The sequence below is a fragment of the Ruegeria sp. CL7 genome, from assembly GCF_056536445.1.
This window is the reverse complement of sequence record NZ_JBQFPQ010000006.1, coordinates 95457-108540: the sequence shown is the minus strand read 5'-3', so window position 1 is coordinate 108540 and position 13084 is coordinate 95457. Positions and strand designations below refer to the sequence as shown.

Annotated in this window: 13 protein-coding genes; 9 read left to right on the top strand and 4 right to left on the bottom strand. The window is 57.6% G+C overall.

Annotated features, from left to right (window positions below; translation table 11 throughout):
• Positions 1-10: 10 nt before the first annotated feature.
• Both ACR0LI_RS15140 and ACR0LI_RS15135 read right to left on the bottom strand, forming a co-directional pair.
• Complete coding sequence (locus tag ACR0LI_RS15140) at positions 11-766, bottom strand: GntR family transcriptional regulator (RefSeq protein WP_171636418.1); 756 nt, start codon at positions 764-766, stop codon at positions 11-13.
• Positions 753-1640, bottom strand: a complete 888-nt coding sequence (locus ACR0LI_RS15135) for a glucosamine kinase nucleotide-binding domain-containing protein (protein ID WP_480718779.1) — start codon at positions 1638-1640, stop codon at positions 753-755. The genes ACR0LI_RS15140 and ACR0LI_RS15135 overlap by 14 nt, the downstream gene beginning before the upstream one ends.
• 158 nt (positions 1641-1798) lie before the next feature.
• Here ACR0LI_RS15135 and ACR0LI_RS15130 point away from each other — a divergent pair, with 158 nt between their 5' ends.
• The 6 genes from ACR0LI_RS15130 to ACR0LI_RS15105 all read left to right on the top strand — a co-directional run bounded on the left by ACR0LI_RS15130 (position 1799) and on the right by ACR0LI_RS15105 (position 7820).
• Positions 1799-2722: an N-acetylmuramic acid 6-phosphate etherase gene (locus tag ACR0LI_RS15130; RefSeq protein ID WP_480718778.1), complete on the top strand. Its 924-nt coding sequence runs from the start codon at positions 1799-1801 to the stop codon at positions 2720-2722.
• Positions 2719-3969 (top strand): ABC transporter substrate-binding protein, encoded by a 1251-nt coding sequence (locus ACR0LI_RS15125; RefSeq protein ID WP_480718777.1) that lies wholly within the window; start codon positions 2719-2721, stop codon positions 3967-3969. The genes ACR0LI_RS15130 and ACR0LI_RS15125 overlap by 4 nt, the downstream gene beginning before the upstream one ends.
• 63 nt (positions 3970-4032) lie before the next feature.
• The gene (locus ACR0LI_RS15120; protein ID WP_480490994.1) at positions 4033-4947 is read left to right on the top strand and encodes a carbohydrate ABC transporter permease; all 915 of its coding nucleotides are present in this window, start codon (positions 4033-4035) and stop codon (positions 4945-4947) included.
• 10 nt (positions 4948-4957) lie between these two features.
• Positions 4958-5797, top strand: coding sequence for a carbohydrate ABC transporter permease (locus tag ACR0LI_RS15115; protein ID WP_171229417.1), 840 nt, complete (start codon positions 4958-4960; stop codon positions 5795-5797).
• Entirely contained in the window at positions 5794-6828 is a 1035-nt protein-coding gene (locus ACR0LI_RS15110) for a Gfo/Idh/MocA family protein (RefSeq protein WP_480718776.1), read from the top strand. The genes ACR0LI_RS15115 and ACR0LI_RS15110 overlap by 4 nt, the downstream gene beginning before the upstream one ends.
• Positions 6825-7820, top strand: a complete 996-nt coding sequence (locus ACR0LI_RS15105) for an ABC transporter ATP-binding protein (RefSeq protein WP_171636408.1) — start codon at positions 6825-6827, stop codon at positions 7818-7820. Before ACR0LI_RS15110 ends, ACR0LI_RS15105 begins: the two co-directional genes overlap by 4 nt.
• 59 nt (positions 7821-7879) lie before the next feature.
• On the opposite strand, the gene ACR0LI_RS15100 is transcribed toward ACR0LI_RS15105, so the two are convergent.
• Positions 7880-10111, bottom strand: coding sequence for a CHASE2 domain-containing protein (locus ACR0LI_RS15100; RefSeq protein ID WP_480718775.1), 2232 nt, complete (start codon positions 10109-10111; stop codon positions 7880-7882).
• 57 nt (positions 10112-10168) lie between these two features.
• Positions 10169-11119, bottom strand: a complete 951-nt coding sequence (locus tag ACR0LI_RS15095; protein WP_480718774.1) for a FecR family protein — start codon at positions 11117-11119, stop codon at positions 10169-10171.
• Positions 11120-11631: 512 nt separating this feature from the next.
• Between ACR0LI_RS15095 and ACR0LI_RS15090 the strand changes: the two genes are divergently transcribed.
• Genes ACR0LI_RS15090 through ACR0LI_RS15080 form a run of 3 tightly spaced genes read left to right on the top strand, consistent with a single transcriptional unit; the run spans position 11632 to position 13080 of the window.
• Positions 11632-12060: a hypothetical protein gene (locus ACR0LI_RS15090; RefSeq protein WP_171636406.1), complete on the top strand. Its 429-nt coding sequence runs from the start codon at positions 11632-11634 to the stop codon at positions 12058-12060.
• Positions 12057-12722: a MotA/TolQ/ExbB proton channel family protein gene (locus ACR0LI_RS15085; protein ID WP_171636404.1), complete on the top strand. Its 666-nt coding sequence runs from the start codon at positions 12057-12059 to the stop codon at positions 12720-12722. The genes ACR0LI_RS15090 and ACR0LI_RS15085 overlap by 4 nt, the downstream gene beginning before the upstream one ends.
• A gap of 31 nt (positions 12723-12753) precedes the next feature.
• Positions 12754-13080 carry an ExbD/TolR family protein gene (locus ACR0LI_RS15080; protein WP_171636402.1) on the top strand — a complete coding sequence of 109 codons (327 nt, stop codon included), beginning with the start codon at positions 12754-12756 and terminating at the stop codon, positions 13078-13080.
• Positions 13081-13084 lie beyond the last annotated feature (4 nt).

Sequence of the window (13084 nt, the reverse complement as noted above, 5' to 3'; positions counted from 1 at the left end):
TCCCAGGCTTTCAATTTGACAGGCGCAGCTCGGCCACAAAGTCATAGGCGTCACCGCGGTAGATCGAGCGGGTCAACTCAGCGACCCGCCCGCTTTGCAGATATGAAGTGCGTTGAATCCGAAGCCCGGCCGTACCTTCCGCAACATCCAGAAGCTCTGCCTCGGGCGGTTCGAGGTTGATGGCCGAGATTTTCTGGATCGCGCGCACCGGTCGCAGACCAGATTGTTCAAGAACAGAGTAAAGCGACCCCGTCACGTCGGTGGGGTTCGGCAGGATATCGAGCGGAAGGGCCGCTTTTTCCAACGCCATCGGACGTCCTCCTGCCTCTCGCAGGCGGTAGATACGCGCGACCTGTTCATTTGCCGACAAGCCCAATGCCATCATTTCTTCCGGGGATGGCAGGAAAACCCCGCGCTCCAGCCATGTAGAGGTCGTCTTGAGCCCGCGCCGCTCCATGTCTTCGGTGAACGATGTCAGATGGGACAGCGATTGTTCAACCTTCGCTACGGGTTCGCGAACAAAGGACCCAGACCCCTGTCTTTGCTCGATTGCACCTTTGCGCACCAGTTCATGAATCGCCTTGCGCACGGTCACACGGGACAGGTCGGTGATCTCGGCGATTTCTCTTTCAGGGGGCAGCGAACTGTTGGGAGGCAGGATGCCGTCCTTGATCCCTTGTTCAAGGCGTTGACGGAGCTGTACATAGCGCGGGCCCGAGCTGTGCCCCAACCATCCTTCGGGCCGCAGGAAATCAGCTATGTTCATGTTCGATTTCCTCCAGATACGCCTGTGCCAATGCAAGTGCGCCGGACAGTGGATCGCCTGCGGGCTGGACCAGAGCAGATTGCATGTTCGCAGGCAGGTAGGGCGCGTAAAGGGGGCCAATTCCGCCGGTCAGACAAACGGGCAGGCCAACGTTCCAGCCCATTTTCTTCATCACGTCGATCAGATAGCCCGCACCGTCCTGCAGGATGGATCTGGCCAAGTCGTCCCCGCGATTGGAAATCTCGGTCACAAGCGGGGCGAGGGCGCCAAAGTCCGATGGCGTCATGTCAGCGGCGGCCCGTACAATTCCTGCGGCATCGCCAAATCGAGACAGCAGATCCTGCGCCAATGCTGAAGGGCCGGTCGTGCCGTCCGTGTGCTCCAGCGTCTTGGCCAGCGCCCGTTTACCAACCCATTGCGCGGAAGCCTGATCGCCCAGAACAGGGCCCCATCCGCCGGCAAACTTCATCGTGCCACCCCTTTGCATTGCGACAAAAGAACCGGTACCGCAATGTGCGACAAACCCGTCCATGGCCCCCAATGCGCCGCGCAAAGCTGCTGCGCGATCATCTTCGATCCGGACGTGCCGAAATGGCAATGCCGTCGCAAGTTTCCGGGCAAGTGCGTCACCTGTTATCCCGGCCAGGCCCAGATAGGCGGGCGCTTGCGCAAGCTCCTCGGGCGAACGGCCCGCCTGAGCGGCCAGAGCTTCCAGACCGCGCTGCAGCTCGATGCAGGCGGCCTCGAAATCCGTGGACACGTTTGCTGCGCCGACTTCGACTCTGTGTGTTTTGCCATCAACAAAAGCGGCGACGCGGCAACGCGTTCCGCCCCCGTCGGCGGCCAGGAACATAGGTTTTGATGACTTTACCATATACAGACCTTTATAATACCTTTCACGTGTTTTGAAGTCCTAATTGCGACCAAAGCGGCGAATTTCATACTATATCGGCCAAAAATATGGAAAAAAATAAATGGTAGACTAATGGTATTTAAAAGGTATGATATCGAGAGTTCTTGGGGGAGAATCACTTGATTACGCCGGCGACAGAACAATTGCATCAGGATGCGCATGGGCTTGATACCCGTCCGCTGGCCGAAGTTGCCGGCCTGCTGGCGCGGTCGCAGGTGTCAGCGGCAACGGCAGTGCTTGATGCGCTTGGCCCGATTTGCAGCGGGGCGACGGCCATGGCTCAGACGATCCGGTCGGGCGGCAAGCTTCGATATCTTGCGGCGGGGTCTTCCGGCCTCATGGCGGCCTCGGACGCGCTTGAGCTTGGCGGAACCTTTTCCATCCCGTCGCAGCAGATCCGCATTCATATGGCGGGTGGAATGCCGATCACGGCAGACATGCCGGGGGATGTAGAGGACGCTGTTGATGGGCTGGCGCAAGAGGTGTCGGATATGGTTGCCAACGATACGCTCATCGCGGTCTCGGCCAGCGGCACCACGCCTTATACCGTCGCTGCCGCAAAACTGGCGCGCGACCGGGGGACGCCCGTGATCGGGATTGCAAACAACGCGGGTTCGCAATTGTTACAACTGGCGGACCATGCCGTTCTGCTTGCGACCCCTCCGGAATTGATCTCGGGATCAACCCGGATGGGGGCCGGCACTGCGCAGAAAATAGCTCTCAACACGTTGTCGACGCTGATGGCCATTGAGCTTGGGCATATTCAGGACGGCATGATGATCAATCTGCGGGCGGACAATGACAAATTGCGCGTACGCGCCAACGGAATCGTGTGCCAGCTTACCGGCGTATCACCGGAACGTGCTGATGATGCCCTGAGGGCCGCGGATGGGAACCTGAAATGCGCGGCACTTGTCGCCGCAGGTGCCGCATCGGTAGAGGATGCACAAAAGCGACTGGCTGAAACGAATGGCCATCTGCGTCATGCGATGAACCGGCTGAATGAAAATAACGAACATAGCAACCTGGGAGAAACCAAATGAAACGCAAAGTTCTGAGCCTAGCTCTGATGAGCACGGCGCTGGTCACAAGCGCCTATGCGCAAGACGCCACGCTGACAATCGAAAGCTGGCGCAACGACGACCTCGCTCTCTGGCAGGAAAAGATCATCCCTGCTTTCGAGGCGGCCAATCCAGGTATCAAAGTTGTTTTCTCGCCTTCAGCCCCGGCGGAGTACAATGCGGTTCTGAATTCGAAACTGGAAGCCGGATCCGCCGGTGATCTGATCACCTGCCGCCCGTTCGATGCTTCTCTGGCGCTGTACGAAGCGGGCCATCTGACCGACCTGTCCGATTTGGATGCGATGGACAATTTCTCGGACGTAGCCAAATCGGCGTGGCAGACAGACGATGGGTCGGCCAGTTTTTGTGTTCCGATGGCATCGGTGATCCACGGTTTTATCTACAACAAGGATGCGTTCAACGAACTGGGTCTGGAGGTTCCGACCACCGAGGCAGAATTCTTTGAGGTGTTGGACGAGATCAAGGAAGACGGCACCTATATTCCGATGGCAATGGGCACCAACGACCAGTGGGAAGCCGCAACGATGGGCTATAACAACATCGGCCCAAACTACTGGAAGGGCGAAGAAGGCCGTCTGGCCTTGATCAAGGGTGAACAGAAGCTGACCGACCCACAGTGGGTTGCACCTTATGCGACACTGGCCAAGTGGGGCGCGTATCTAGGCGACGGGTATGAGGCGCAGACCTATCCCGACAGCCAAAACCTGTTCACGCTGGGCCGCGCTGCGATCTATCCGGCAGGCAGCTGGGAAATCGCAGGTTTCAACACGCAGGCAGATTTTGAGATGGGCGCCTTCAAGCCGCCGGTCCAAAATGCCGGTGACTCCTGCTATATCTCGGACCATACCGATATCGGCATCGGTCTGAACGCTGCCAGCGAAAACCAGGAGGCTGCCCGCACGTTCCTGGCCTGGGTCGCAAGCCCGGAATTCGCCAGCATTTTCGGCAATGCGGTTCCCGGTTTCTTCCCTCTGTCCAATACTCCGGTTGAACTGGAAGATCCCCTTGCCAAGGAAATCGTCGGATGGCGGGATGAGTGCGAGAGCACCATCCGTTCGACCTATCAGATCCTGTCACGTGGCACGCCCAACCTCGAAAACGAGACCTGGGGTGCGTCCGTTGCAGCCATCAAGGGCACCGAAAGCCCTGAGGCTTTGGGCAAGAAACTGCAAGACGGGCTGGCCAGCTGGTACGCACCGCATCAGTAAGACCTGAACCACTCTCGCCGGACGCGGCCCGTCGCGTCCGGCACCTTTTCCCCGGAGATCCCCATGCAGACCCGCCGCTTACGCTGGCACATCGCCGTTTTCCTTGCACCTGCGGTGCTAGTTTACACGGCGGTGATGATCCTGCCCTTGTTCAACACGCTCCGCCTTGCGCTGTTTACCGAAGTCGATCAGGCGCGTGTGTATGTGGGGTTGGAGAATTTCCGAACCTTGTTCCTTGATCCGCTCTGGTCCGAGCAATTCTGGAATGCGCTGGGCAACAACTTCTGGTTCTTCCTGATCCACATGCTGGTGCAGAACCCCATCGGCATCGCTTTGGCCGCGATCCTGTCACACCCGAGGCTGCGCTTTGCCGCACTGTACCGGTCGGCCATTTTCATTCCCACGATCCTGAGCTTCGTGATCGTGGGTTTTGCCTGGAAACTGATCCTGTCTCCGCTTTGGGGGATTGCGCCCTCGATGCTGGACGCGGTTGGCTTGAAATCCCTGTTCGCGCCTTGGCTGGGCAAGGAAGAATACGCGCTGACAACTCTGGCGCTTGTCTCGGTCTGGCAATTTGTCGGCATCCCGATGATGCTGATCTATGCGGCCCTTCTATCGATCCCCGAAGAAATTCTTGAAGCCGGAGAGATCGACGGGATCACCGGAGCTTCGGCTTTCTGGAAAATAAAACTGCCGCTGATCCTGCCTTCGATCGGGATCATCTCGATCCTCACATTCGTGGGCAATTTTAACGCGTTTGACCTGATCTATGTCTCTCAGGGCGCGCTGGCGGGGCCGGATTTTTCGACCGACATCCTGGGCACTTTCATGTACCGCACGTTCTTTGGTTTCCAGCTGCAACTGGGTGATCCGTATATGGGGTCCGCCATTGCCGGCGCCATGTTCGCCATCATCCTTGTGGGTGTTTGCATTTACCTTTTCGGCATCCAGACCCGGATGCGCCGGTATCAGCTGTGAGGGCTCTGCAATGAACAAGGCACGCTCCAATCCACTGAACACCGCCGCAATGCATGGTGCGCTGATCCTTTACACTCTGATCGCGCTGTTCCCGGTTTTCGTGATCATCATCAACAGCTTCAAAACGCGCCGGGCCATCTTTCGCGAGCCGCTTGCCTTGCCTGATGCCGAAAGCTTTTCCTTGATCGGCTACCAGACGGTGATGAAGCAGGGGGATTTCTTTCTCTACTTTCAGAACTCGCTGATCGTCACCGTTGTTTCACTGGCCTTTATCCTGCTGTTCGGCGCCATGGCCGCCTTTGCCCTCAGCGAATACCGGTTCAAGGGCAACATGTTGATGGGCCTGTATCTGGCGCTTGGGATCATGATCCCGATCCGCATCGGCACCGTGGCGATCCTGGAGATGATGGTCGCCACAGGGCTTGTGAACACACTCTGGGCCCTGATCTTCGTCTACACGGCACAGGGTTTGCCGCTGGCGGTGTTCATCCTGTCCGAGTTCATGCGCCAGGTCAGTGATGACCTGAAGAATGCAGGGCGCATCGATGGGCTTTCGGAATACACGATCTTTTTCCGGTTGGTGCTGCCTCTGGTCCGGCCTGCCATGGCGACCGTCGCCGTGTTCAACATGATCCCGATCTGGAACGATCTCTGGTTCCCCTTGATCCTGGCACCCGCTGAAGAGACCAAAACCCTGACGTTGGGCAGCCAGGTCTTCATCGGCCAGTTTGTGACCGACTGGAACGCGGTTCTGTCCGCGCTCAGCATGGCGATCCTGCCAGTTCTGGTGCTCTACGTCATCTTCTCGCGCCAGCTGATCCGTGGTATCACCTCAGGAGCTGTCAAATGACCCGGGTTCTGATCGCTGGTCTTGGCAACATGGGCCTGAGCCATGCCTTGACCCATCATCGCCACCGCGACGCACGGATCGTGGGGCTGGTCAACCGCACAGGTCATGTAGACCATCCCGAACTGTCAGGCTATCCGGCCTATCCGGATTTTCAGGCGGCACTGGCCGAGACAAACCCAGATCTGGTTGTCGTCGCAACCTATTCCGACAGCCACGCAGACTTCGCCTGCGCTGCAATGGAAGCAGGTGCGCATGTCTTTGTTGAAAAACCACTGGCTACGACAGTTGCGGACGCCAGACGCGTGGTCGCAAAAGCAGTGGAAACCGGCCGGAAACTGGTGATCGGATATATTCTGCGGCACCACCCGTCATGGATGCGACTGATCTCGGAGGCGCGCGATCTCGGCGGGCCGTATGTCTTCCGTCTGAACCTGAACCAGCAAAGCAGCGGGGTCGAATGGGAAACCCACAAGGCCTTGATGCAGACGACATCGCCTATCGTCGATTGCGGCGTGCATTACGTCGATGTGATGTGCCAGATCACCGATTCCGATCCCGTCCGCGTGCATGGCATGGGCCTGCGGCTGAGCGATGAGATTGCCGAAGACATGTATAACTACGGCCAATTTCAGGTGATCTTCGAAGACGGCTCGGTCGGCTGGTACGAGGCTGGCTGGGGCCCGATGATGTCCGAGACTGCCTTTTTCGTGAAAGACATCGTGTCCCCCAACGGATCGGTATCAATCACCGATGGCAACAAGGGCGCATCCGCGGATATTGACGGCCACACCAAGGTTGGCGGTCTTCTGGTCCACCGCCCTGACGGTGACCGGACGATCGAAATGCCGGATGAGCCCGGCCATCAGGAACTCTGCGACGCTGAACAGGCCTATATGCTGCGCGCCATCGCCGAAGATTTCGATCTGACCCGCCACATGAACGACGCCGTGCAATCGCTGGCCATCTGCCTGGCCGCTGATGAAAGCATCCGTACTGGCCAACCCATTTCGCTGAAAGAGGCACGCACATGACCGCCCTGACGCTGCAAAACGTGAACAAATCCTTCGGCACCGTCGAGGTTCTGAAAGACATCAATATCGAGGTGGAAGACGGCGAATTCGTCGTCTTCGTCGGCCCCTCGGGGTGTGGCAAGTCCACCCTTTTGCGTGTCATCGCGGGGCTCGAGGATGTGACGTCGGGCGAAGTGCGCATCGGCGGAGAGCTCATGAACCTCACCCCGCCCTCGAAACGCGGTATCGCGATGGTGTTCCAGAGTTACGCTCTCTACCCCCACTTGAACGTGCGCAAGAACATGTCATTGGCGCTGAAACAGGAGGGCCAGAGCAGGCAGGTCATCGACGAGCGTGTCGAAAGGGCAAGCAAGATGCTGAACCTCGAACCTTACCTTGACCGGTATCCTTCCGAACTGTCCGGTGGACAGCGCCAGCGCGTCGCTATCGGTCGTGCTATCGTCCGGGAACCAAAGCTGTTCCTGTTCGACGAGCCTCTGTCCAATCTCGATGCGGCTCTGCGTATGAATACACGGTTGGAAATTGCGAACCTGCACCGGCAGCTTGACGCTTCGATGATCTATGTGACCCACGACCAGACCGAGGCAATGACTCTTGCCGATAAAATCGTCGTTCTGCGCGACGGGTGTGTGGAACAGGTCGGCAGCCCGATGGAGCTTTACAACAATCCCGCCAACCAGTTCGTGGCCGGTTTTCTTGGGGCGCCGTCGATGAATTTCTTTCCTGCCAGCATGATCGGCGAAAGCGCGGACATTACAACGGGTATCCGGCCGGAAGACCTGTTTTTGTCTGACGACGGTCCGGTGGTCGCAAACGTCACCCATGTCGAGCATTTGGGCGGTGACACCAACGTGATTGCCATGATGCAGGATCACCAGATCACCGCGCGCCTGTTCGGGCAGCATCAGGTTGAAGCCGGTCAGAGCATCCGATTTGGATATTCTCCGGGCAGGGTCTATCGCTTCGACGCACAGGGCGCGCGTCTCGCGTGACACTCACTGACGCAGGGCTCTGGGGGCCGAAGTCAGCCGACTTTTCCATGCAGCGCCGCCTAAACACCACCGGCTATTCTGGTGTTTCGGGTGAACATGACCGGCCCGGATGATGAGGCCGCGCGGAAATCAGCGGCGCGACCCGCCAAAGCGCGATAGAACTGGCGCAATCCGGGTTCGATAGCTGCGGCAAGTTCTTCGCAATGCTGACACATGCGCACGATGTCGCCCTGAGGTTTTCGGGTTCTCAATGCTGCAATCAACTTACCGTGCCGTGCAACGAGTTCCTGGAACGCGTCGGTCTTCCGCAAAGCGGAATCTCCAACCAAAACAAAAACGGGCTCTGGGTTGGCTTTGCCTTTCAGGTCAACTTGGCCTGCCTGCAAAAATGCCAGGTCATCTCGCCCGGCTTTATACGCCGCGTCTGAAACTACAATGTCATACTCGACCGTTCGACAGCATTGTTCGATCCGTGCCGAAACATTCACGACGTCTCCAATAACCGTATAGTTGAACCGTTTTTGCGATCCGATGTTGCCGACGCAGGCCTGCCCCGTGGCGACTCCGGTTGCCAGCGCTATCGGCTTTCGGTTCCGCATAATCTCGGATGCATTGAACTGTGCCAAGGCACGCCGCATCCTGAGCGCAGCAAGCCCTGCGCGGCACGGGTGGTCCGCAACAGGCAAAGGCGCGTTCCAGAAGGCCATGATGGCGTCACCGATGAACTTGTCGATCGTACCACGCTCATGCAGGATCTGATCTCCGAGCTTGGAAAACAGCGCGTTCAGCAAGGATACAAGTTCCGTTGCCGACGCGGACTCGGACAGAGCGGTAAATCCCCGGATATCCGAAAACATCACGGTGATTTCCTGACTTTCTCCGCCCAATTGCAGCTGGTGGCCCGAATTCTCCATTTCATCAAGGATTTCCGGGGCCACGTAATGCGAAAAGACTTTTCGAATCTGGCGCTTTTCGCGCTCGGTCGAAACAAAAAGATACCCCGCCAGCAGACCGAAATTTGCGATGCCTCCAATCAGGGGGAAGGTGGCATCGAACAGGATGGATTGGTTTTGAAAAACCAGCCAACTGATGGCAAGAACGGCTGCGGCGGCTATGCCACCGGCGATGAAGGATGCGATGGCACCAAAGCTGGACATGACGGCAATCACCACAAGCCCCAGAAACGCAAAGGCAAGCAGTTCCTGTGCTGCGGTTATGTCAGACCGGCTGAGCATTTCCCCGGTCAGAGTCTGCTCGATCATTTGGGCATGAATTGAAACACCGGGGACGCTTTCGCCAAGTGCCGTCTGGTGAATATCGAACAAACCGGCAGCCGAGGTTCCGATCAGGATAATTCTTCCTTCGATTTCGGATCGCAGCCCGGGGTTATCGGAACCTTCCAGAACATCCTTGGCTGAAATGTAAAGGTCGGAGCTGTCCCGCCGGTACTTCAGCCAAAGCTCGCCATTCTCGGTTGTCGGCAAACGGTATCCGGCGATTTCGACGGCCAGCATGATGCCAGCCTCGTCAGGCGCGCCTTCCACAAAAATGCTGGTCTCACCCAGGGCGACCCTGAGGGCTTCGACGGCAAGGCTTGGCAGCGGACCGTCCGGACCGTTCCAAAGAACCGGTGCACGTCTTACGATGCCGGTCCCACCGATGGGCGAGACATTGACCCCGCCGACACCCGCCGCCGCCCGATCCAATGGTGGCGCGATCGGCGTCCAATGCGGAACCGAGATCAGCCCCTCGGCGGGGCTTTCCCCGAATTCAATGATTCCGGCCTTGGCCGCAATGGGTTCACCTTTGGCTGACAATCGCGCGGCAACGCCCAGCACCACGGGCCAGTAGGCCATTTCCATCCCAAGCAAGACATCGTTGTCCAGCTTTTCGGCATGGCGTTCCACAGTCAGTACTCCCGCCAGCGATGGATCATTCAGAAGGCGAGACGGCGAATACCGGTCAGGTTCGGCAAACAGCATGTCGAACGCAATCGTCGCGGCGCCGTAGTCACCCAGATTTTGAACCAACTGCGCAACCAAGGTGCGGGGCCAAGGCCATTGTCCAAAGCTGGCAAGCGAAGCTTCATCAATATCCACGACGCGCACGGGGAGTTCGGGATTGAACTCCCGCGGGGATAATCTTTGCAAAACGTCGAAATAGATCAGGCGCGTCATTCGAACCGGGTACGGATCCCACGCCCGGATGAAGCAACCCAAAAGGATCAGCCCCAGCCCCACGAGGCGGAAGGCCCATCGCCCGTTCCTGGATTTCCGCACCTTGTCGCTCACACCATCCTCCAGACAAATGGAACTGGAACTGCGTGTTAAACAGCAATTCCCGAGCAATTACGGATCAGTTTCTTCCCGCTCTGGTTCGTCCCGTTCGGGCTCCTCAGGTTCCGGTTCGTCCCGTTCGGGTTCCTCATGTTCAGGTTCTTCCTGCTCCGGTTCTTCTCTGTCGGGCTCTTCCTGCTCAGGTTCTTCGCGTTCGGGTTCCGCAGGGTCCGGTTCTTCTCTTGCCGGTTCATTGTTCGCGGAAGGCGAAGGTCCAGTGACCGTATTCTGCGCTTCACGTTGCTGAGGAGGGTCTCTACGGGCTTCCGACCGGTCTGTCTCGATGCGCCGTATGGGCGCTCCATCACCTGAGCACCCTTCAACGCGTACCTGCAAAGGGGGCAGCAGCCCTTCCTGAGACTGAACGAATGGAAACCCGCTTTTCAGCGCTTGTTCGTATTGCGCCTGATCGGCAGGCCGTCCAACTCCTCCGTCTCCGCTTGTTGCGAACATGCTGCATTGACGCCCCGAAGACCTGCACGCGCCCTGACTGCCGCACATGCGGACCGTACCTTGCAGGACAAGCATCGCGCTTTGCTTTTCCGACACGATCCACATGTCGAAGGTGGTGCCGCGCACGGCCATTGTCGCCGACGGAGTCCTGATCGAGTATGCTTTCTTTCGGCTTTTTCCGGAAATAAACCGAAAACTGCCACCCAAGGCCTGAACGGCAAAGCTCTTGGCTTTGCGGTTACTTCGCAGCATGGACACATCCAGCACCATGCGTGCGTTGGGGCCGATGGCAATCTTGGTGTCATCCACAAAAACGATTTGGATTACGCCAGTCTGATCAGTGCTGAGCGCGTCGCCGGACGCAACCTCCATTCCTGAATAAATGGGTTGTGCTTTTCCCGCGCGAACAACTTGGGCGCCTTGTTTGACGCTAATAATTTTTCCGATGTTGGCGATGGTCTGCGACGGTATGGCCACGACAACGCAAAGAACCATTACAATCTTTAACAACGACAAACTCGAACCCCTTCCCCCAATGGGCTTTAAAGCACGGAAACCGCGCTGTGCTCGACGCTTGCCTCTCGAAAAGCATGTTATTATTCATATGCATTAAAAATGTAGACAAATATGCATTATTTTTCGCGCTTTTAGCAAGAATAAAGTGAAAACGACGTTCCAAATCCGCTTTGGGGGCGCTTCTGTGCAGCCTTAATCGGGCGCAGTTTCGAACCTTTTGTTGCGGCTTAAGCACCTGTTTGGAAAAAGTGCGACTTTTCAAATTAGATCCGACATCAACTTGCTGGTTGTCCAGATGCGCTGAGCAGCATTGTGTGCAGTTGAAATTCTGATTGCGCAGCGTATGTCTTGCCGTGAACGTACGTATATCAACACGCGCTGACGACCCTTTTACTTTGCCACCCTTCGCGGCTCTTTAATGTGACATGTCCCTCGGGTAGAAACGCAGATGGGCAAGCTGACGGTCGCTGCCCGATTGTTCCAGCGCTGCAACACGGAGTCTGTTCATGCTGTTTCGTCGCATTATGGTCGCGGCCATGTTTTCTGGCTGTTTGCTGTCCACAGCGCCTGCACAATCCGATTCTGCTGCACGGCTCTTTGTGGAGCTGAACTCGGCCGAGAATGTCGCCAACGCGTGCAGGTTGACGTTTCTGGTCAAGAATGAAACCGGACAGCCGATCGACGGTGCCGTGTTCGAAACCGTCATTTTCGACACCGAAGGTGGTGTTTTGAACCTTTCACTTTTCGACTTTCGTGACTTGCCCGCCGACCGGCCCCGGGTGCGCCAGTTCGACCTTCCCAACAGAACATGTGACACAGTTGGACAAGCCTTGATCAACGGCGCGAACTCCTGCGTCGTGGATGGTTCCGAAAGTGACATATGCGACAGCACCCTCACGCTCAGCAGTAGGGTGGAAATGGAGTTGTTGGGATGAGTCCTGTAGCCGCACTACGTGAGATATTTGACCTCGGCGGGCCGGTGGTGGCGATATTGATCGCCATGTCGGTTTTGACGCTGGCCGTCACCCTCTACAAACTCTGGCAATTTGCAGCCTGCGGTGTCGGGCGGCACAAGGTGCTGTCTGAAGCTCTGGCAGCCTGGGACGCAGGAGATCACAGTGCCGCGCGCGCAAGGCTGGCGGACAGCAGCAGCTATCTTGCCCCTATTGTGGGCGCGGCGATGAACGCATCTGGTGTTCCGGGGGCCGATGACCGGCTGGATGCCGAAGCGGGTTTGGCGCTTGCCGGGCTGGAACGTGGTTTTCGTTTGCTGGACACCGTGGCGCAGCTGGCGCCTTTGCTGGGTCTTTTTGGTACGGTTCTGGGTATGATCAGTGCTTTCCAAAGCTTGCAAACCGCTGGATCATCGGTTGATCCGTCTCTTTTGGCCGGCGGGATCTGGGTGGCCCTGATCACCACGGCCGTTGGTCTGGCCGTTGCGATGCCAACGTCGATGGTTTTGTCCTGGCTTGAAAGCCGAACCGCACGCGAGCGTGTTTTTGCGGACAAGGCTTTGCGTACGGTTCTGGTTCCCGGTCATTCCATCCAAAGCACAGAGGCAGCGGCACAGGCTCCGGTCGCCCCAGAACATGCGTAACACTGCGCCTTTTGTGCGGCGGCGCATGTCGATGACACCCCTTATCGACGTGATCTTTCTGCTGTTGCTGTTTTTCATGCTGTCCTCAACGTTTTCGCGGTTCAGCGAGATCGAGTTGAGCAGCGCCGCCACAGGCGGGAATGCCGACGCAACGCCGCCCGAACGCCTTTTCGTGCAACTTGGCCCCACACGTGTTGTCCTGAACGGTCAACCCCTGTCGCTTGAGGAATTGTTCGATCAGGTCCAAGCCGGTCAGGTGCTGGTGAGCCTTGATCCGGAGACAACTGCGCAACGTCTTGTGGACCTGCTTGTCCCATTGCGTGGGCGCGAAGGTTTGACGGTCAGGGTGTTGGAGTGAGGCA